General features: G+C 64.9%; 20 protein-coding genes and 3 pseudogenes. 16 read left to right on the top strand and 7 right to left on the bottom strand.

Annotated features, from left to right (window positions below):
- Window positions 1–55: 55 nt before the first annotated feature.
- The 3 genes from ACNQQL_RS10920 to ACNQQL_RS10910 form a co-directional block, all read right to left on the bottom strand.
- Window positions 56–1,249, bottom strand: coding sequence for a tyrosine-type recombinase/integrase (locus ACNQQL_RS10920; protein WP_175963528.1), 1,194 nt, complete (start codon window positions 1,247–1,249; stop codon window positions 56–58).
- A gap of 112 nt (window positions 1,250–1,361) precedes the next feature.
- On the bottom strand, window positions 1,362–1,499 hold the full coding sequence (locus ACNQQL_RS10915) for a hypothetical protein (protein ID WP_177318373.1): 138 nt from the start codon (window positions 1,497–1,499) through the stop codon (window positions 1,362–1,364).
- A 92-nt stretch (window positions 1,500–1,591) separates the two neighbouring features.
- Window positions 1,592–2,188 (bottom strand): hypothetical protein, encoded by a 597-nt coding sequence (locus ACNQQL_RS10910; RefSeq protein WP_143155719.1) that lies wholly within the window; start codon window positions 2,186–2,188, stop codon window positions 1,592–1,594.
- Window positions 2,189–2,572: 384 nt separating this feature from the next.
- On the opposite strand from ACNQQL_RS10910, the gene ACNQQL_RS10905 reads away from it, so the two are divergent.
- The 3 genes from ACNQQL_RS10905 (at window position 2,573) to ACNQQL_RS10895 (ending at window position 4,218) form a co-directional block, all read left to right on the top strand.
- A complete protein-coding gene (locus ACNQQL_RS10905) occupies window positions 2,573–3,034 on the top strand; it encodes a hypothetical protein (protein ID WP_347064113.1) in 462 nt (153 codons plus the stop codon).
- Complete coding sequence (locus ACNQQL_RS10900) at window positions 2,932–3,648, top strand: OmpA family protein (RefSeq protein WP_347064112.1); 717 nt, start codon at window positions 2,932–2,934, stop codon at window positions 3,646–3,648. Before ACNQQL_RS10905 ends, ACNQQL_RS10900 begins: the two co-directional genes overlap by 103 nt.
- Window positions 3,649–3,837: 189 nt before the next feature.
- Window positions 3,838–4,218 carry a DUF4377 domain-containing protein gene (locus ACNQQL_RS10895; RefSeq protein ID WP_347064111.1) on the top strand — a complete coding sequence of 127 codons (381 nt, stop codon included), beginning with the start codon at window positions 3,838–3,840 and terminating at the stop codon, window positions 4,216–4,218.
- Window positions 4,219–4,230: 12 nt separating this feature from the next.
- Here ACNQQL_RS10895 and ACNQQL_RS10890 read toward each other — a convergent pair whose 3' ends face one another.
- Together ACNQQL_RS10890 and ACNQQL_RS10885 are read right to left on the bottom strand one after the other, a co-directional pair.
- Complete coding sequence (locus ACNQQL_RS10890; RefSeq protein ID WP_347064110.1) at window positions 4,231–5,619, bottom strand: DHA2 family efflux MFS transporter permease subunit; 1,389 nt, start codon at window positions 5,617–5,619, stop codon at window positions 4,231–4,233.
- A gap of 231 nt (window positions 5,620–5,850) precedes the next feature.
- On the bottom strand, window positions 5,851–5,991 hold the full coding sequence (locus ACNQQL_RS10885; protein WP_347064222.1) for a hypothetical protein: 141 nt from the start codon (window positions 5,989–5,991) through the stop codon (window positions 5,851–5,853).
- Here ACNQQL_RS10885 and ACNQQL_RS10880 point away from each other — a divergent pair.
- The 3 genes and pseudogenes from ACNQQL_RS10880 to ACNQQL_RS10870 form a co-directional block, all read left to right on the top strand.
- A pseudogene (locus ACNQQL_RS10880) lies at window positions 5,947–6,183 on the top strand (LLM class flavin-dependent oxidoreductase); the annotation flags it as partial. The gene ACNQQL_RS10885 and the pseudogene ACNQQL_RS10880 overlap by 45 nt on opposite strands.
- Before the next feature lie 656 nt (window positions 6,184–6,839).
- Window positions 6,840–7,076, top strand: coding sequence for a FitA-like ribbon-helix-helix domain-containing protein (locus ACNQQL_RS10875; protein WP_114181524.1), 237 nt, complete (start codon window positions 6,840–6,842; stop codon window positions 7,074–7,076).
- Window positions 7,063–7,479, top strand: a complete 417-nt coding sequence (locus ACNQQL_RS10870; protein ID WP_347064217.1) for a type II toxin-antitoxin system VapC family toxin — start codon at window positions 7,063–7,065, stop codon at window positions 7,477–7,479. The genes ACNQQL_RS10875 and ACNQQL_RS10870 overlap by 14 nt, the downstream gene beginning before the upstream one ends.
- Before the next feature lie 133 nt (window positions 7,480–7,612).
- On the opposite strand, the pseudogene ACNQQL_RS10865 reads toward ACNQQL_RS10870, so the two are convergent.
- Window positions 7,613–8,837, bottom strand: a pseudogene (locus ACNQQL_RS10865) (trypsin-like serine peptidase).
- Between the two features lie 851 nt (window positions 8,838–9,688).
- Here ACNQQL_RS10865 and ACNQQL_RS10860 point away from each other — a divergent pair.
- The 10 genes and pseudogenes from ACNQQL_RS10860 to ACNQQL_RS10815 all read left to right on the top strand — a co-directional run.
- Window positions 9,689–10,205 (top strand): annotated as a pseudogene (locus ACNQQL_RS10860) (3-ketosteroid-9-alpha-hydroxylase); the annotation flags it as partial.
- Between the two features lie 284 nt (window positions 10,206–10,489).
- Window positions 10,490–10,693: a cold-shock protein gene (locus ACNQQL_RS10855; RefSeq protein WP_006483056.1), complete on the top strand. Its 204-nt coding sequence runs from the start codon at window positions 10,490–10,492 to the stop codon at window positions 10,691–10,693.
- A 473-nt stretch (window positions 10,694–11,166) separates the two neighbouring features.
- Window positions 11,167–11,430, top strand: a complete 264-nt coding sequence (gene infA / locus ACNQQL_RS10850; protein ID WP_034180178.1) for a translation initiation factor IF-1 — start codon at window positions 11,167–11,169, stop codon at window positions 11,428–11,430.
- A gap of 420 nt (window positions 11,431–11,850) precedes the next feature.
- Entirely contained in the window at window positions 11,851–13,098 is a 1,248-nt protein-coding gene (locus ACNQQL_RS10845; RefSeq protein WP_347064109.1) for an alkaline phosphatase family protein, read from the top strand.
- The gene (locus ACNQQL_RS10840; RefSeq protein ID WP_072438633.1) at window positions 13,095–13,337 is read left to right on the top strand and encodes a hypothetical protein; all 243 of its coding nucleotides are present in this window, start codon (window positions 13,095–13,097) and stop codon (window positions 13,335–13,337) included. Before ACNQQL_RS10845 ends, ACNQQL_RS10840 begins: the two co-directional genes overlap by 4 nt.
- A 254-nt stretch (window positions 13,338–13,591) precedes the next feature.
- Complete coding sequence (locus ACNQQL_RS10835; RefSeq protein ID WP_072438631.1) at window positions 13,592–13,840, top strand: hypothetical protein; 249 nt, start codon at window positions 13,592–13,594, stop codon at window positions 13,838–13,840.
- A gap of 12 nt (window positions 13,841–13,852) precedes the next feature.
- Window positions 13,853–14,083, top strand: a complete 231-nt coding sequence (locus ACNQQL_RS10830) for a hypothetical protein (RefSeq protein ID WP_347064108.1) — start codon at window positions 13,853–13,855, stop codon at window positions 14,081–14,083.
- A 180-nt stretch (window positions 14,084–14,263) separates the two neighbouring features.
- Window positions 14,264–14,908 (top strand): DUF1326 domain-containing protein, encoded by a 645-nt coding sequence (locus tag ACNQQL_RS10825; protein WP_034180174.1) that lies wholly within the window; start codon window positions 14,264–14,266, stop codon window positions 14,906–14,908.
- On the top strand, window positions 14,905–15,696 hold the full coding sequence (locus tag ACNQQL_RS10820) for a DUF2182 domain-containing protein (RefSeq protein ID WP_072438629.1): 792 nt from the start codon (window positions 14,905–14,907) through the stop codon (window positions 15,694–15,696). The genes ACNQQL_RS10825 and ACNQQL_RS10820 overlap by 4 nt, the downstream gene beginning before the upstream one ends.
- Window positions 15,697–16,070: 374 nt before the next feature.
- Window positions 16,071–17,207, top strand: a complete 1,137-nt coding sequence (locus tag ACNQQL_RS10815) for a collagen-like triple helix repeat-containing protein (protein WP_347064107.1) — start codon at window positions 16,071–16,073, stop codon at window positions 17,205–17,207.
- A 114-nt stretch (window positions 17,208–17,321) separates the two neighbouring features.
- Here the strand turns inward: ACNQQL_RS10815 and ACNQQL_RS10810 are convergent, their stop codons facing one another.
- Window positions 17,322–17,783 (bottom strand): Lrp/AsnC family transcriptional regulator, encoded by a 462-nt coding sequence (locus ACNQQL_RS10810; protein ID WP_072438626.1) that lies wholly within the window; start codon window positions 17,781–17,783, stop codon window positions 17,322–17,324.
- Window positions 17,784–17,877 lie beyond the last annotated feature (94 nt).

The raw sequence follows: 17,877 nt of genomic DNA, 5'->3' as shown, positions 1-17,877 counted from the left end.
ACGCAAGCCGACATCGACATCGACGGCACGCCATCTCGCGCAGCGCGCGGAACGCCTACCACCCGATCCGGTGTTTCTCCTCCGTCTCGCGATGCCGCCAGTCGTCGTCCGCGTGCAGGTACTGGCTCGTCGTCGTGAGCGACACGTGACCGAGGTTGTCGCGCACGAGTCGCAGGTCGACGCGGCCGTCGGCCATATGCGAGCCGGCGCTGTGGCGCAGCCAGTGCGCGGACGCCTGTTCGAGCACGCGCGCCTGTTCGTCGCCGGCCGCGCCGTTCGCGCGCAGCCGGTCGGCCGCGTGCCGGAACACCTGCTTCACGATCCGGTGCAGCGCCGCGCGCGTGAGCGGCTTGCGCGCCTGGCCGAGCGGCAGCACGAGCGGCGTGGGCTCGCCGTCGGACGGCAGCGCGGGCAGCCCGTGCGCGCGCCGGTAGCGCGACAGCTCGGCCATCATCTCGTCGGTGGCCGGCACGAGCCGCTGCCGGCCGCCTTTGCCCGTCACGTCGAGCCACCAGCGGTCGTGCCCGTTCGCGTCGCGCCGGCAGAAGAACTGGCCCATCGTCGTGTCGGCCGCTTCGGTGATGCGCAACCCGCCGAGATACAGCAGCGTGAACAGCCAGCGCGCGCGATCCGCATGGAAGCACGCGCGCGCATCGTCGCGCGGCATCGCGACGATCGCGTCCTTGACGGACTGCCACAGCGGTTGCCCGAGATGGCGCGTGACGCGCGGTGCGGGACGACGCTGCCGCTGCCGCGACAACGCGAGCGGATTGCCTGCGAGGTAGCCGGCCTGCACGAGCCACGAGAACATCACGTTCAGGATCACCAGCGCCTGCCGCTGGCTGGCCGCCGACAGCGGCCCGTAGAACGGCCGCCAGCGCGGGTCGTCGCGCGGATGCTTGCGGCCGCCGTTCGCGCACCACACGTCGGCCGGCGCGGGCGCGAGCAGGAACTGCCGGTAGACGACGAGATCCTCGTGCGTGAGCGACGACAGCGGCTTGCCGCACGCGATCACGGCCCACAGCAGCAGGCGCTCGGCTTCCTTGCGGTAGTTCTGGAACGTGGTCGGCGTATCGACGAAGCGCGCGAGCCATGCGCGCACGGCGTCGAGATCGTTGGTCGCGGCGATCTGCGGATGCGCGCTGCCCGAGCGGTTGGTGCCCGCGCGTCCGTCGAGCGCGGCCGGCACGGTCAGCGTATCGATCGGCAGCGGGCGCAGCGCGGCGCCGGACGGAACGGGTGAGGTCATGCGAAGCGGGGGGCGCTGTGCGGGCCGCGCGGGCGTGGCGGGCGCGCACGTGGCCGGGCGGACGAACGCAGCGCGACAAAGCGTATCGGGAGGCGCCGATGGTACACGATCGTCATGCGGTGAATCCGCTGTCGACGGCAATTGCCTGACCGGTGCCGGTTGACGCACCGGTCACGACAGCGACTTTTCCCGCGAAGCTTTCCGTTCTTGTCGCCTGCCGCGCCGGGAAGCTCGGCAGGTCGGGCGGCATGCGCCGGCGCTTCGACGTTGAAGCGGACCAGACTGATCCGGTGGCGGGCCATCGTAACGAACGCATGGCTCCACCGACAGCACGCTGTTGCCTCAGCGGCCAGCCTGCTTGTCCAGCAACCGGAACTTGCCATTCTCGAACAGGTAGCGATATCTGCCGCGCGGTTGCCCGTCGGGCTTGCCGTTCACGACGAGCAGCCGGCTGTCCGAGCGGAAATCCGTCGGCGTGTTGTCGTCCACGATCGCCAGTTCGCGCACGATGTACGGAAACCAGTACACGTTGCCTGTTTTCGCGTCGAGCGCGAATACCCGCATGCAATTGTCGTTGTGTCCGCAATCAAAGGTCCACAGGATGTAATGGCTCGCGAAGGTCACTTCATTGACGGCGGCGCCGTCCTGGATATTCCTGGCGAACTCGCGGTCCTGCGCCGTGCGCAGTTTCGGTTCGGCGATCGGCCCGTCATACATCGGCCCGGCGATGTATTTCATGAAATCGTTGTGTTCTTCCGCCTGCGCGCACCAGCTTGCGGTCAACGCCGCGGCGCAGACGAGCAGGCCTGTCATCGTGGTGGAAAGGCGGTGCTTGCGTTTCGGAATCCCGGATCGTTTATCGGCCATTTTCGAGGGTCCTGTTGTTATGGGTATCGATATCGTAATGTAACCGGCACAAGCCTTACGCAATTGCTGCATTTGCCGCGACTTCAAGCATGCCGTGACGAACGCGGCAAGTGACGATCCCGACAGATCCACCCCGCGTCGCGCACCTCAGCCCAACGACAGCACGCTGTTCGGCAATGTCCGCACCAGTGTTGCCTACCGCGTGACGCCGGTCTGTCGGAAATATTTACGCGCGGATCGCGCCACGGGAATATGCGTGCGACGGTTGCTCGTCCTTACGAAAGCCGTGTATTCTCCCTACAAATTCATGAATTCAAATCCGAGACACAGCCAGGGTTCCAGCGCCGGAACGGCAATGAGAGAACTCGTTTCGTAATTGACGCACGCTACCAATAACCTTAAAAAAGGACGGTTCCCGTGACACCAATTAGAAACGCAGCAACCATTTGCACCGTCGTGGGTGCGCTCCTGGCGACCGCTGCACTTGCCGATACCGCGTCGGCGCAGGCGCCTGCTAGGTCTTCCTCCGCTACGCCGCTGGCTGTCGGGCTCGTTTCGAGTGGCGTAGCCGAAGCGCAGGCAATCGAGGCGATCCGCGAAGGCGATATCCTGACGATCAAGCTGCGGTTCAGGCCGCTCGTCGCGAACAAGGTGGAAGTGCTCTATAGCTCGATCAGCAAGAGCGACTACGAGAACGGCATCTACGTGCTCGCAGGCAACAAGAAGCACTTGCTGCTGACTGACAGCAACAACCAGCCGCTGGCCAGTCCTCGCGTGGTTCTTAGCACATCGAAGGATTCGCCGAGCGCGGGCACGTGGTACGGGAGATTTCCCGCTCCGCCGAAGAGCGTCACCAAGGTGTCGTTGTCGATTCCGGGTGTGGAGGCGCTCGACGGCATCAAGATTACCGATCGCTGACCATGGCCGGAGCGATCACATCAATCCTGGCGCTGATCCTGTCGGCGTCCGCCGTCGGCAGTGCCTTCGCGCAAGCGCCGCCGGCGCATCGCGATATTCGGGATCTCAAGACAACCGTCCTGGACGTGAAGGGATTCTCGTCCGATCTGAACAGCACCGTATCGGATCTGTCGGCCAAGGCATCGGGGCTCGCGGCACGGCACGACGGCCTGTCCGTGCGCGAGGACAAGGCGACGGTACGGGTGTCGATGCTGGGCGACATCCTGTTCGACTTCGACAAGGCCAGCATCCGGTCGTCCGCCGAACCGACACTCGACGACATTCTGCGGCTCGCCGCGTCCGTTCCGTCCGGGGCGATCGTGATCGAGGGGCATACCGATTCGAAAGGGTCCGCCGCGTATAACAAGACGCTGTCTATCCGTCGTGCGAATGCCGTGGCCGACTGGCTCACGTCGCACGGGATGAAGAAGGCGCGTTTGTCGGTCAAGGGGCTGGGGGACAGCCGGCCGGTCGCGCCCAATACGCTCAGGAATGGCGCGGACAATCCGGACGGCCGTGCATTGAATCGCCGAGTCGAGTTCGTGTTGCCGAACGACGCGAAACGCGCGAAGTAGGCGTCCGGCGTGCACGTGCGGGCCGCCGGCGGCGATGCGCGCGGCTGCACCGGAGCACGGTAACGTGTCGGCGCGCGCACGACATCGCACGAATGAGGGGGGCGAATCGCCGGGCGTAAGGTATTTGTGAACTTTGCCGCCGTGCCGGTCGTCTAACCGCCCCCTTCAACGCTTCCAGAGGAACATCAGATGCTTGGCCATTCCAGAACGCTGCTCGGCGCGGCCGTCATTGCCGGCAGCACGCTCGTCGCCGGATGCCAGACCGACGCGGCCGTCACGGCCCAGAACGCGGCCCGCCCGGCCGACGGCCGGCCGGTGACGAAGACCATCTACGTCGCGCCGCAATCCGCGCGCTGCACGGGCGTCGCGCCGATGGAATGCCTGCAGGTGCGCAGCAGCCCGAGCGAGCCGTGGAGCCTGTGGTACGCGGGCATCGAGGGCTTCGCGTACCAGCCCGGTTACCTGTACACGCTCGAAGTCGACGAATACCGCGTCGCGCAGCCGCCGGCCGACGGGTCGTCGATCCGCTGGGTGCTCAAGCGGGTCGTCGAGCGCCGCCAGGCGAACTGACGTCCGCGGCGCTCACGCGGACGATCGCGCTGCCGCACCGGCCGGCGGCGTTGCCGTATCGATCCGCCGGAACACGACGGACGACAGCAGCGTGACGGCGCCCATGCACGCGAACGACAGCATGAACCCGCGCCCCATCGAGCCCCACCAGGCAGCGAACAGGTTCACGAGCCCCCCGCCGATCGATACGCCGAGCCCCATCGCCAGCATCTGCATCATCGTGAACAGGCTGTTGCCGCTGCCGGCGTCGGCATGCGACAGCCCCTTCAGCGTCACGCCGTTCATCGCCGCGAACTGCATCGAGTTCGCGGCGCCGAACACGACCAGCAGCACGATCTCCAGCACCGGCGCGGGCTGCGCCGACACCAGCGCAAACCCCGCGATTGCGCAGCCGACGATCCCCGTATTCACGACCAGAAACGTCGCGTAGCCGAAGCGCTTCACGAGCGGCGCGATCCAGCGTTTCGCGATGACGCCCGCGATCGCGGCCGGCAGCATCATCAGCCCCGACTGCAGCGGCGTATAGCCGAGCTGCACCTGCATCAGCAGCGGCAGCATGAACGGCACCGCGCTCGTGCCGATCCGGCACAGCAGGTTGCCGAGCAGCCCCGAACCGAAGTTCGGCTCGCGGAACAGCCCCAGCCGGAACAGCGGCTGCGCGCGCCGCCGCGCATGCGGCAGGTACGCGAGCGCGCTCGCCAGGCCGAGCACGGCGAGCCCGGCCGACCAGGCGGCGCGATGCGCGGGCATCGGCGGGTCGATCGCGAGCGACAGCGCGATCATCGCGACCGACAGCAGCGCACAGCCGACGAAGTCGAACGGCGGCGGCTGTTTCGCCTGATCGTGCGGCAGGTAGCGCTGCACGGCGATGAAGCCGACCACGCCGACCGGCACGTTGACGATGAACACCCAGTGCCATGAAATCGCCTGCGTGAGCCAGCCGCCGAGCGTCGGCCCGACGATCGGGCCGAGCTGGCCGGCGATCGACACGAACGCGATCGCCGCGACGTACTGTTCGCCCGGCACGCGGCGCAGCACGGCGAGCCGCCCGATCGGCAGCAGCATCGAGCCGCCGATGCCCTGCACGGCGCGCGCGACGACGAGCTGGCCGAGCGTATGCGACGCCGCGCAGCCGATCGATGCGAGCACGAACACGAGAATGGCGACCGAGAACACGCGGCGCGTGCCGAACCGGTCGGCGAGCCAGCCGGACGCCGGCGTGAGCATCGCCATCATCAGCGTGTAGGCGACCACGACGGGCTGCATCGCGAGCGGCGACGCGTGCAGGCTTTGCGCGATCGAAGGCAGGGCAGTGTTGACGATCGTCGTGTCGAGCGACTGCATGAAGAACGCAGCGGCGACGATCCAGAGCAGTACGGAGTGTGTGGGTTCCCGGGACATGGCGAAATGGCGGTGCGAAGGCCGGGCGCGGGCGGCGCCGTTGCACGGTCGCGCGGCGCGTGCCGGTCTTCAAGCGCTCGATGGTACCGATTCCGGCGGCCATCGGGAAGCTGCCTGGAGACATTGATTGTCATCGGCGAAGCCAATGACGGTGCGCGATGCTCGATCCCGCCTGCGTAGCGCACCTGCCACGCGCGATGCGCCGGCATCCCGCATGCGCACCGCGCATCGTCATGCTGCCCGTTTCTGCGAAATCACGAGCAGCGCGTCGTTCTTGTCCTCCAGCACCGCGCGGTATTCGTGCGGCCCGGCCTGCACCGGCACGCGCTCGCCGAGCAGGTCGGCTTCGACACGATCTGGTGCGTGGAGCACACGTCGCCGACCAACTATGCGCACATGCGCGCGCCGGAAACCTTCCTTGCGTACCTGGCCGGCCGCATGACGCGCATCGGCCTCGGCCACGGCGTCGTGTGCCTGCCGCCGGCGATGAATCACCCGATCAAGGTCGCCGAGCGCGTCGCGCTGCTCGACATCCTGTCGGGCGGCCGCGTGCATTCCGGCGTGGTCCGCCGAATACGGATACGTTCCTGAAACATTCCCTCCGATTGCGATCCGCGTAACCATCCGTGCCTGACGGTGACGCTTCTCCCGCCTCGTTTCGCGCCGCATGGCACGCGCTTTGCGGGTGACCCGGTGCCGCTGGCGCAATCGAGTTTCGCCAGAACGACGGGCGCATCGGCGGCATGCAACGACATCGAAACAAACGGGAAATCGGATCGGGTCGCGGGCGCCGCGTGTTGCGGCGCATACGCCGCGCATGTCGTATCGGTCATGCGCACGGCAACGCGTTCCCGGTCCGGCGAACAGCAAGCTTGCTTGCACGGTGCCGTGCCGGGGTTCGTACCGCGCATCGTGACGGCGGCCGCATGTGCCGGGGAGGCGGTGAATGAAGCCGCTCCGTGCGGCGCTACGCGTGCCTGCGCAGGTCCTCCATCGGCGAATAGCCATTCGGCCGTCTTTTCCGTCGTTCCGATCTGCCTTACCTTGCGGACAGCAGTTCGACGTGTCGGGCGAGCGGCGGGAGTTGGCATGGATTCATGCCGGCCGCGGCCGTTCGCCGACGCCAACCACCGTCTTCCGTCCAGCCATGACGATGATAGCAATGCTTGCAATTCACCGTCACGGCGCTATCATTGATAGCAACCTGGATGGAGTGACCTATGGCAAATCTTCTGGTGCGTAACGTGGATGACAGTATCGTTCAGAGCCTGCGAGAGCAGGCTGCGGCAAATGGCAGGAGTGCCGAGGCCGAACATCGAGCCATTCTGGCCGATGCGCTCGGCCGGCCGAAGCGAAGGACATTTGCGCAAGTGCTGATGAGCATGCCCGATGTTGGCGAAGACACGGATTTCCAACGTGTGCAGGATTCCGGCGAGGTCAGGCGTGTTTTTGATTGATACGAACGTCATCAGCGAAATCAGGAAGGGAAAGCGCGCGAACAGCGGGGTGCGCGCGTTCTTCCGTGAAGCCGGAAACGACGGCAGCAGTCTCTACCTGTCCGTCGTGACGGTTTCCGAACTGCGCCGCGGCGTCGAGATGATCCGCCGCCGCGGCGATTCGCAGCAGGCGTCGACACTCGATGTCTGGCTGGCCGCGCTCATGTCCGACTATGCGTCTAACATCCTGCCGATCGACATCGATGTCGGCCAGTTGTGGGGCCACCTGCGTGTCCCGCATCCGGAGCACGCGCTGGACAAGCTGATTGCCGCAACGGCGCTCATCAACGACCTGACGGTCGTCACCCGAAACGTCGGTGATTTCGCGAAGACGGGGGTCCGGCTGGTGAATCCGTTCGACTAGCGTCGCGCGTTCGATCGGAGCGCGGGTTGGCCCTGGGCAGCGCAGAGGATGCGTCGCGTGAGGCGTCGACCAGCGGTGCCGAATCGGCACGACGAGCGCAATGCCACGCGCGACGCGTTACGTCAGGCTGCCTTCAACACGCTGCCGGCGTGCTGCCGCATACGGTATTCACGAGCGTCACGATGTTGCTGCTCGTGAACGGCGACGCGCCTTGCTGCTTCACCGCAGAGTTCGTATAACCCCAACTCGTCACGCCGACCACGGTATTGTGCGAGGCTGCGTTGCCGAAGGCCGTGCCGTTGAGTGTCGGCGGCATGCCAAGATTGACGAGCCACGGGCCGCCGCTCGACCCCCCGGTCATCAGCGATCCGATGATCGTGTTGTTCGAGTTGCTGGCGGACACGAAACCTTGCGATTCGTTACGCTCCATGTAGACGCCGCTATCCAAAGCCACCGGGTAGCCGAGCTGGTCGATCAGCGCGAGTCCTGACGGGGTGTAGCTATAGCCGTTCCAACCATAGCCATACCATCCGGCGCGATTGCCCGCATACGATCCGGCTTGCGGCGACAGCACGATCACGGCCACGTCGTCCTGGCAGATGACACCGGCGACAGCGCATGGATCGGTACCGTCGTAATAGGAAGTCATGACGGTCGCGGATGCTCCGTTCCACGTGCCATAGGGCGCGGTTCCGTTACTGTAGGCCGGAACGAATACCCAGTTCGAGTAGAACTGCCGCTGACCGAAATTCGCGACGCAGTGCGCGGCCGTGACGACCACTCCCGGTTTGATCAGAGAGGCAGAGCACAGATAGGTCGCCGAGCCGATGTTGAAGAACAGCTTGCCGGCTGCGCGGAACGGATAGTAATACTGCGTATTGTCGCCGCTTGCATTCACCTGGCTAGTGGTATACGGCTGATTCGACGATCCGTATTCCTGCGGTTGGACCCCGGACTGACTCAAATCGACTGGCGCGACCAGTTGCACCGGCCTTTGCCTGCCGTCTCCAACGCCGCCTTGCGCATAGCCCGGCACGCCCAGCGCCGGCCTGGCGTTGTACATCAGTGAATCCAGCATGGTAGGCGGCGCAACGAGTGGTCTTGGCAGCGGCATCGGCAGAGCGTGCTTGAAATCGACTGCGGCCACCTGGAGACCGCGCTCGGGTAACGTGATCTGCGTCACGCCTCCCTGCGTTCTGATCTGCTGGGCCAGCGCGCTGGTTGCGATCAACGAACCGAACGCAACAACAGCGATTTTACTGATCAGTTTGCTCATTTGAATCTCCTTTCGAACTTATGAGTTGTTTTTCTGAGATTCGAAATATCTGTCGAACATTGAGGCGCCCCTCAGATAGCACGAAATTATGCCGGGCGAATTAAATAAACTGCGAGGACATTGCGTGAAAATGTTTCCAATGAACTCTCTTTGTTGTTGCTGAGCATTCGATCCGGTGGAATGGGGCTTTGTTTTAATTGATTGGTTAATGTTTTTTGCCGGTCGGAGTGTAACTCGTGCGCCAATTTAATTTCTCGGGGCCATCTTCGGTGTGGTCGGTAAAAATAAACAAAAATGCAGTGGATGTAATGCGATTTTTGTTTGGGTGAAACAAAGGGCAAGTCAAATTTACACCTTATAAATCGACTCAATAATATAACATTATATAATAAGCTTTATTATTTTTTATAATTTAATGCAATCCGGCTGTTTTAAGGGTGATTGTCGGGGGGGTAAATCCGGAGGCATTAATGGAATTAAAACTTGCATCGTTTCAAATCCACACCGCGAGATTCAATCGAGGGAATCGGTTCGAAAACCGCATACGAGTTCAACCGGAACGGTGGCGCTAAGCCGATGTGTCCGGACCGGGCGGCCGCCTTTTTGCCGCTGTCGGTCGCGCGTCCAGTCGATGCCAGCGTGCCGGCGCACCAACCTACCGAACGAACCCCCGGCTGACCCAACCCGCCGCACCGACTCCACGGCCCGTCCCGTCCGTTTCCTCTCCGCCTCTCGTCCCAACAGACGATGTAACGCCACCCCGGTGCGGAAGTCGCGATGCTGCTGTCGATCTTCGGTGCGATCGCGCTGCTGTGTGCTGTCACGTTCCGCTCGTGGCGCGCGGTGCTGTGCATCGTCGTGCCGCTCACGCTCGTGTCGATCCTGTGCAATGCGGTGATGGCGCGTCTCGGGATCGGGCTGAAGGTCGCGACGAACCTGTTCGAGGATCACAAGGCGACGCAACTGATGGTCGGCCGCAGCGAGAAGCTCGGCGGCGACAGCTTGACCGCGCTGTCGACCTATTTCGGCCCGGCCGTGCACATCACGCAGATGACAGGGCAGAGCAACGGGCAGCCGATCCATCCGGTGCTGTTGGACTGCCACGTGCCGATCGACATGAACAGCTTCGAGCTGCGTTACGGCGTGATCGTGAAGAAGGTGGCTGGGCTGACCGACGAACAGAACCTGGAGATTGCGAACGCGTACGTGAAGGAAGCGCAGCGCGTGTTCTACGAGGACGTTGACATCTGGCACAGCAAGACGCGGATCGACAACCCGATGCTGTGCGAAGGCGACGACCCGCTGTACCAGATGCGTGACTGCTATTCGTGGTTCTACCTGGACGTGGTCGACGTGCGGCGCGACGTGCATCGCGCGCGAGACATTCGAAATGCGGATTCGCGAAGGCGACGCGCCGCCGGCGCTGCATCACGTGTTCGAGCCGCGGTAAAAACCGGCGGGCCGACCGAAAATAGGGGGTGCATCGAAACAGGTCCCGTCGGCCGGCAACACCCGCCACATAAGGCGCGCGCGTCGCCCGTGCGTATGCGTCGCACCGAAAGAGCTTGACGGAACGGCCGCTACCGCGTAGTGTCCGTGACCGAAGTCTTCAAGAAGTTCGATTGCTCATCATTGGCCGCACTCCGTGTGCGGCAGTCGTTGGTCTCTCCCTCTTTGATTCTTTCTGTGCCCGTCGCGGGCGCATGTTCAATTATTCGTATTAAGGAAGTATTTGTGGATACCGGTACCGTCAAGTGGTTCAACGAAACCAAGGGCTTTGGTTTCATTTCCCCGGACAACGGCGGCGACGATCTGTTCGCCCATTTCTCGGAAATTCGCGGCACGGGCTTCAAGACCCTGGCCGAAGGCCAGAAGGTTAGCTTCGAAGTGAAGCGCGGCCCGAAGGGTCTGCAAGCGTCGAACATCACGCCGCAGTAAGCCGCATCGGCATCGGCCGCCGATCGGCGGCGGGTGCCGGATGGAGTTTCGCGCGGGGCGCCGCTGTTCCGGTGGCCTGCGCGTTCCGATGCGCACGACCGATGCATCGCGACATTCACGATGCATCGGCCGTGACGCCTCCCCATCGCATGCGTGACCCGCGTGCGACACAACGCCCTCGCGAAGCGAGCGCCGCTTCGCCAGCGCATCACCGCTTTAACGCATCAACCCGAGCAGACCGACGCCATGCCGTAGCAGCCGGCGCGGTCCCGACTACTTGCGCGGCGCTCATCGCGCCGCCGCCACCGACCGCCCGAACGCCGCAACGCGCCGGGCTCCGATCGCAAGACAGGCCCGTGGCCCGTCTGAACGAACCGATACCCGGCAGCCTGCCGGCCGTCGTCCCGTTGCGGGAAACGGCGCCGGGCAGATCGCCGCGGCCGCGGTCAATCACCTTGTCTGGAGGAATTGGTTTGGCAAAAGAAGAACTGCTGGAACTGGACGGAATCGTCGACGAAGTGCTGCCGGACAGCAAATACCGTGTCACGCTGGAAAACGGCGTGGTGGTGGGCGCGTATGCGTCGGGCCGCATGCGCAAGAACCACATCCGCATTCTCGCGGGTGACCGCGTGACGCTGGAACTGTCGATGTACGACCTTACCAAGGGCCGCATCAACTTCCGTCACAAGGACGCGAATTCTCCGCGTCCGCAACGCAACAGCGGGCCGCGCCGCTAAGCGGCCAGGATCGCGCGCGCAGCACCGCGCCGATCGACTCCCGTCCGGCCGTGCGGCCGGACGGCCGGACGAACCGGATGGACGGCACGGGTCGTGCCGTTCGTCGGTCGCCGGCGGCGTCGTCACGCCGCGGCGGCCCAGGTCGCATCCCCGATCGAACCGCCCGGTTCGGATCGTCGTTTCTCCTCCGTACTCGTTGATACGCTGCGCATTGCGCCGGCCGGCCACATCGGCAGCTGGTTGAGCACGCATGCCGCGCACGCACTGTACGTCGCTTTACGCGGATGCCGGCACGGTCGTACACTCGTCGGCAATTCGCGGCCCGCGCACGCTGTATCACCTCTCGTTTGCTTTCAATCGCCTTCAGCGCTCCCGCGACCGTGCCAGCCGGACATTCGTCGCGCGACGCCAGGAGGCGCCATGAGTGCAGACGCAGCCCCCGCATCCCCACCCGTTCAGGACCGCATTCAGCACGTGTTCGTGCTGATGCTCGAGAACCGCTCGTTCGATCACCTGTTCGCGCTGTCGGGCATCGCCGACATCGTCGCCGCGTCGCCGGGCGACAGCAATGCGTACGGCGGCGCCGTCTATCCGTTCGGCGGCGGCGCGCCCGACCGGATGCCGACCGACCCGTGCCACGAATTCACCGACGTGCTCGAACAGCTCTGCGGCGCGGGCGTGCCGTTCGTGAAAGGGCAGGCTTATCCGGGCGTCAATAATTCGGGATTCGTGTCGAACTACGCGACGTCGCATTCCGAAGGCACGCCGCCTCAGCCGGCCGACGCGGGCAAGATCATGCAGGGCGCCGACGTGCGGACGCACGCGCCGTCGCTGTACGCACTCGCGAATGCGTTCGTGCTGTGCGACGCGTGGCATGCGTCGATGCCGGGGCCGACCTGGCCGAACCGCTTCTTCCTGCACGGCGCGTCGACGGCCGGGCTCGATCATTCGCCGACCAGGGAAGAAATGGGAGGGTGGGAGGCGTTCGACGGCTTCCGTTATCCGAAGGGCTCGATCTTCGGCGCGCTCGGCGACGACAACTGGCGCATCTACCAGGATCAGTCGGGCGATCCGCTCGGCCACGTGCCGCAGGTCGCGTCGCTGAAGGGCGTGAGCTTCGTCGACGTCGACGATCTCGCGCACTTCGAGGCCGATCTCGCGGCCGGCTACACGGCACGCTATACGTTCATCGAGCCCGGCTACGGCGACATCGTGCACGGCACCTACCGGAACGGCAGCTCGCAACACCCGATGGACGGGCTGGCCGGCGGCGACCAGCTCGCCGCACGCGTGTACAACGCGATCCGCAATTCGCCGGTGTGGAACAGCAGCCTGTTTGTGATCGTCTACGACGAGCACGGCGGCTTCTACGATTCGGTCAGGCCGGGCGCCGCGCCGCCGCCGAACGACGGCGCGGCCGCGACGCTGAATGCGAGCGGCTTCGGCTTCGACGTGTATGGCGTGCGCGTGCCGGCGATCGTGATTTCGCCGTGGGTCGCGGCCGGGAAGGTCGACCACACGCCGTACGATCATGCTTCGGTCGCCGCGACGCTCGAGCGGCTGTTCGGCCTCGCGCCGCTGACCGATCGCGACCGCCTCGCCAACGACCTGCTGGCGCTCGTGACGACCACCTGCCGCACCGACTGCCCGCAAAGGATTGGATCATGAGCACGACCCCGGACCCGCGTGACGCGCTGCCCGTGCGCGACGGCACGAGCCTGATCGCCTATCTGCACATCCTGAAGAAAGCGCATGCGGCGCTGGTCGGTCACGACAATGCCCATCTGCGCTTCAGCGAGATCGTGACGCGCGGGCAGGCGCGGCAATACATCGAGGAGCTGATGCCGACGCTGCTGCAGGCGCGTGCGGAACACCGGCGGCGCCGGCATGGCGGGAAGCATCGCTGACGGGTATGGCGGCGCACGGTTGGCGCACGCAGTGTGAAGCCGGTGCGTGCGTGAGACAGGCCGCGCGCGTCACGCCGCCTGCCGCGCGCGCTGCACGCTGACTGCGGCTACCGCCGCACCCGTCAACTGAACGGCCGCGCCGGCAAACATCGCGGCGCGCAAGCCACGATGATCGGGCCGATACCGGATCGATTGCGTCACACGTCGCCGTTGGCTTAAGATCGGCAGCAGTTCATCCCACGCCTTCAGCGCCAATGAAAACGAGCATACGCCTGCGGGTCGCCGTCATTACCTCCGCCTTTGCGGTGTTCAACGTCTACATGCACATTCAGCAGTTCATCAGCGGTTGCATGTGGGTCAGGGGCCATCAGCGCTGCAGCTTCGAAAACAGCGCGAATTTCGAAGGCTGGATGGATCTCGACCTGCTGGTCACGTGTTGCTGGGTCGCCGGCGCCGTGATGGGCTGGGTGGCTGTCGCAGAGGCGGCGAGAAAGCCGGATTAACGGGCGACACCCGTGTTCGTGTTCGACGAATCGGCTGCAACATGGCGCTCGATCGAATCGACTCTGTCAATTCGTGACTACGCGTATTCGCTGGCCAGCGGCGAAGCCGCTCTTGATTCAATCGAACCGGAAATGAACTCGCGAGCTGCTGCCGGCGGAAGAGATCACGGCGATCCTCGGCGAGTGTTTCCGTGCGGCGCGAGTGCCGCGTGGTGTGCGATTGTCGCGTCGCTGTTCGTGTGAGATCCGGGGTGCGACGACGGTGGCCGGAACCGCCTTCGTCGAGTAGTTCGGAACGTCATGCGTGAGGCCGGAACGCACGGGTTTCACGCGTCGAACCGGGCTTCCATTCCGGCTTTGATTTCCCCAGTGCCGTGCACTAGATTCGAAGCGTTCATATGTCACCGAGCGCGAGGTGGAGTCATGACTCCGTGGGAGATTCAGGGCACCGAATTGATCAGTTGCAATTGCTCATACGGTTGTCCTTGCCAGTTCAGTGCGTTGCCGACCAACGGAAATTGCGAAGCGATGGGCGCGATTTCGATCGACAGCGGCCACTACGGCGACGTGGTGCTCGACGGCGTCAGGATCGCTGTCGTGTTTCAGTGGCCGGGGGCGGTCCACGAAGGCAAGGGGAAGTGCCAGCCGATCGTCGACGAGCGCGCCAGCCCGGCACAGCGCGAAGCGGTGCTGAAGATCATGACCGGTCAGGATACCGATCCGTTTGCGACGATGTTCTCGGTGTATGCGTCGACGCTCGAGCACGCGTTCGAGCCGATCTTCACGAAGATCGATTTCGACGTCGATGTCGATGCGCGGCGCGGCCGGATTCATGTCGACGGCGTGTTCGACGTTGCGGGCGATCCGATTCTTAACCCGGTGACGGGCGCCGAGCATCGCGCGCGAATCGACCTGCCGAACGGCTTCGAATACGAACTTGCCGAGATCGGTTCGGGCACGGGGCGCTCGCAAGGCAACATCGCGTTGACGCTCGACGGAACCTACGCGCAGTTCGCGCGGCTGCACATGAACAACCACGGGCTGATCCGGCATCGCGTCGCGGCATGACTCCGTTCGACACCTGGCTCGGGCGCGAGCGCGTCGTCACGCTGCTCGGCATGGCCGCGCTCGTCGGCGCGTGCTGGTTCTATCTGTGGACGGGCGCGGGAACCGGCATGTCGGCGCTGGAGATGACGACGGTCGCGCTCTTTCCGCATCGACTGGCGGCCGGCATGGGCAGCATGGATCCGTCGCTGCCGACCGTGATCGCGATGTGGTGGGTGATGATGATCGCGATGATGACGCCCAGCGCGGCGCCGCTCGTGATGCTGTACCGGCGCGTGCTGCGGCATCGCGGCGCGGACGGCCCGGGTGCCGCGTTCACGTCGGTGTCGCTGCTGGCCGGTTATCTGGCCGCATGGCTCGCGTTCTCGATCGGCGCGGCGTTGCTTCAGGCGCTGCTGCAGCCGGCCGGGCTGATCTCCGCAATGATGCTGTGGTCGAAGAGCGCTGTTCTTTCCGCAGTCGTTCTCGCGCTGGCCGGGCTCTATCAATTCTCGCCGCTGAAACGAGCGTGCCTTCGGCAATGCCGCGCGCCGGCCGGTTTTCTTGTCTCACACTGGCGTCCGGGCGTCGTCGGCAGTTTCCTGCTCGGCGCGCGCCACGGCATGTATTGCGTGGGCTGCTGCTGGTTGCTGATGGCGCTGCTGTTCGTCGGCGGCGTGATGAATGTCGTCTGGATTGCCGCGCTGTCGCTGTTCGTGTTCGCGGAAAAAATCCTGCCAGGTGGAGATTTGGTCGGGCGCGTGCTGGGCGTCGTGCTGATCGCCTGGGCCGGCGTGACGTTGATCGTTTGAACGGGGCATCCGAGTTCGCAAGTCATTCGCGATGCGCGACTTCCACACGCAGCGGAAGCGTCTTCGAGGTAACGGGAGATTTTCGATGAAGCGGTGGCATGCGCGAGGTGCCGGGGCGGGAGCAAGCGAGGTGCGGTCGCGGCCGGTTTTTCACCGCTCGTGCTACGTAACGCAGTGCCGGTGTTACGTCGGCGTCGCGGGGACGCGAGGGCGGATCGAACCGCAGGGCTAGACTCGCATGCGATGCGTCGTACCGGAAAGTGCCGTCAGGAAAGCCGCCACGGCGCGGTTGAGGAATTGTTAACGAATCCGACGAAGATGGCACGGTAGATGCTTGCTGGAACGTTCGCGCTGAATGGCTGACGGGGATTTCCATGCAAAATCATTTCATCAAGGCGAACGTTGCGCTTGCCGCTATTGCCGCGGCGTGTGCGCTGGCAGCGTGTGGCGGCAGCGACGTTACGGCGCCGAAACTGGCCGGTAACAACGTCGGGACGAGTACGAGTGGGAGCAGTGGGACGAGCGGGACCAGTGGCACGAGCGGCACGAGCGGCACAAGCGGCACAAGCGGCACAAGCGGCACAAGCGGAACAAGCGGAACAAGCGGAACAAGCGGAACAAGCGGAACAAGCGGAACCAGCGGCACCCCCGGCACGAACGGTATCGTCAGCTCCGTCGGCTCCGTCGTCACGGACGTGGGCGTCACGATAGGCGGCGCGAGCCTGCCCGGCGGCGTCAGCAAGGGCGTGACCGCCGGGCCGGCCGACACGCTCATGGGCGTCGGCACGCTCGTCCGCGATACCTCGGACGCCGTGAGCAGCGGCATAGGCCAGATCGGCTTCACGGCGAACCCGGTCGGCACGACGGTCGCCGGCCTCGGCACCATCGTCGGCTCGACCAGCAACCCGGTTAATGGTCTCAGCGAAACGGTGAAGGCGCTCGGCACCGGCCCGTTGTCGCCGCTGGCGCCGATCACGACGCCGGTCGGTGGCCTGCTCGACACGGCGGCCGGCGGTCTGAAGTCGGGCGGCACCATGCTCGGCTCGGCCCTGTCGTCGGGCCCGGTCCAGCAGGCGACGCAGGCGCTCAGCACCGCGATCACCCCGCTCGTGACGACAGCAGGCCAACTCACGCAACAGGTCGGCACGGCAACCGGCCTCGGCCAGCCGGTCGCCGGCCTGCTCGGGCAGGTCGGCGGGGCCATCACGTCGGCCGGATGGAAGGTGACGTCCGCGTCGCCGCAGCCGGTCGTTAGCGGTGTCGGCGAACTCGTCCGAGCGGTCGGCAACACGGTGAGCAATGTGGGTGGGCTCGTGAACCCGAGCGGCGCGAACGGCGCGGTGCCGATCGCCGGTCTGGTGACGAGCGTGGTCGGCGGCATGCCGTGGATCGTGCATGACGGTTCCGCTACCGGCACCGGCGGCGGCACGCCGTCGGGCAGTCTCGCCAATCCGCTCGCGCCGGTCACGTCGCTGGTGGGCGGCCTGCTCGGCGGCGCGGTCGGCAAATAGCCGATCGGCGCCGAACGTCACGGAGGCAAACGGCCGAATGACCGAATGGCGGCCGTCACCGGCCGCCAAAGGTTCAGGCCGGGATCTGTCGGTCGGCCATGAAAACCCGGCCAGCTACTTGCGGCCGTCGTCGAACTTCGACGGCGGCCGCGCCAGCCCGCGCACCGGTAGCGGCGTCGACATCACGATCGATGTGCGCGTTTCACCGTACAGGTTGATGCGTTCGATCAGCTGTTCGAGGTGGGTCATGCTGGTGGCGACGAACCGCATGACATACGAGTCGGCGCCCGTCACATGATGGCATTCGACGACTTCGGGAATCGTCTCCAGCAACTTGAGGAATTTCGCTTTCGCCGGCTGCGGTACCGTGATGCCGATAAGCGCGCTCACCGGATAGCCGGCCGCGGCCGGATTGATCCGGGCCGTGTAGCCCTCTATGATGCCGGCCGTTTCAAGGCGCTTCACGCGTTCCGTCACCGCCGGCACCGACAGATGAACCTGGCGGGCCAGCTCCGTATAGCTGATGCGGCCGTTGGCCTGCAACAGCGCGAGTATCTTCCAGTCCAGATCGTCCATCGCGGTGGTTTTTTTAAGGCGGAACGGCTATTTTTCCTTAAAAACCGCATTCAGCGGCGACCGGACTTTCCCTACGATGCCTGTTCAACCCGTT

It is taken from the genome of Burkholderia sp. LFS061 (assembly GCF_047978125.1).
Taxonomy (GTDB): Bacteria; Pseudomonadota; Gammaproteobacteria; order Burkholderiales; family Burkholderiaceae; genus Burkholderia; species Burkholderia pyrrocinia_C.
The sequence above is the reverse complement of the archived record's forward strand: the minus strand, read 5'-3'. Positions and strand labels throughout refer to the sequence as shown.

Excerpts from the sequence above, each read along its gene's own strand:
- ACNQQL_RS10920 (WP_175963528.1), bottom strand. The coding sequence starts at position 1,249 with ATGACCTCACCCGTTCCGTCCGGCGCCGCGCTGCGCCCGCTGCCGATC.
- ACNQQL_RS10915 (WP_177318373.1), bottom strand. The coding sequence starts at position 1,499 with ATGCCGCCCGACCTGCCGAGCTTCCCGGCGCGGCAGGCGACAAGAACG.
- ACNQQL_RS10910 (WP_143155719.1), bottom strand. The coding sequence starts at position 2,188 with ATGCAGCAATTGCGTAAGGCTTGTGCCGGTTACATTACGATATCGATA.
- ACNQQL_RS10895 (WP_347064111.1), top strand. The coding sequence starts at position 3,838 with ATGCTTGGCCATTCCAGAACGCTGCTCGGCGCGGCCGTCATTGCCGGC.
- ACNQQL_RS10890 (WP_347064110.1), bottom strand. The coding sequence starts at position 5,619 with ATGTCCCGGGAACCCACACACTCCGTACTGCTCTGGATCGTCGCCGCT.
- ACNQQL_RS10875 (WP_114181524.1), top strand. The coding sequence starts at position 6,840 with ATGGCAAATCTTCTGGTGCGTAACGTGGATGACAGTATCGTTCAGAGC.
- ACNQQL_RS10845 (WP_347064109.1), top strand. The coding sequence starts at position 11,851 with ATGAGTGCAGACGCAGCCCCCGCATCCCCACCCGTTCAGGACCGCATT.
- ACNQQL_RS10840 (WP_072438633.1), top strand. The coding sequence starts at position 13,095 with ATGAGCACGACCCCGGACCCGCGTGACGCGCTGCCCGTGCGCGACGGC.
- ACNQQL_RS10835 (WP_072438631.1), top strand. The coding sequence starts at position 13,592 with ATGAAAACGAGCATACGCCTGCGGGTCGCCGTCATTACCTCCGCCTTT.
- ACNQQL_RS10825 (WP_034180174.1), top strand. The coding sequence starts at position 14,264 with ATGACTCCGTGGGAGATTCAGGGCACCGAATTGATCAGTTGCAATTGC.
- ACNQQL_RS10820 (WP_072438629.1), top strand. The coding sequence starts at position 14,905 with ATGACTCCGTTCGACACCTGGCTCGGGCGCGAGCGCGTCGTCACGCTG.
- ACNQQL_RS10815 (WP_347064107.1), top strand. The coding sequence starts at position 16,071 with ATGCAAAATCATTTCATCAAGGCGAACGTTGCGCTTGCCGCTATTGCC.
- ACNQQL_RS10810 (WP_072438626.1), bottom strand. The coding sequence starts at position 17,783 with ATGGACGATCTGGACTGGAAGATACTCGCGCTGTTGCAGGCCAACGGC.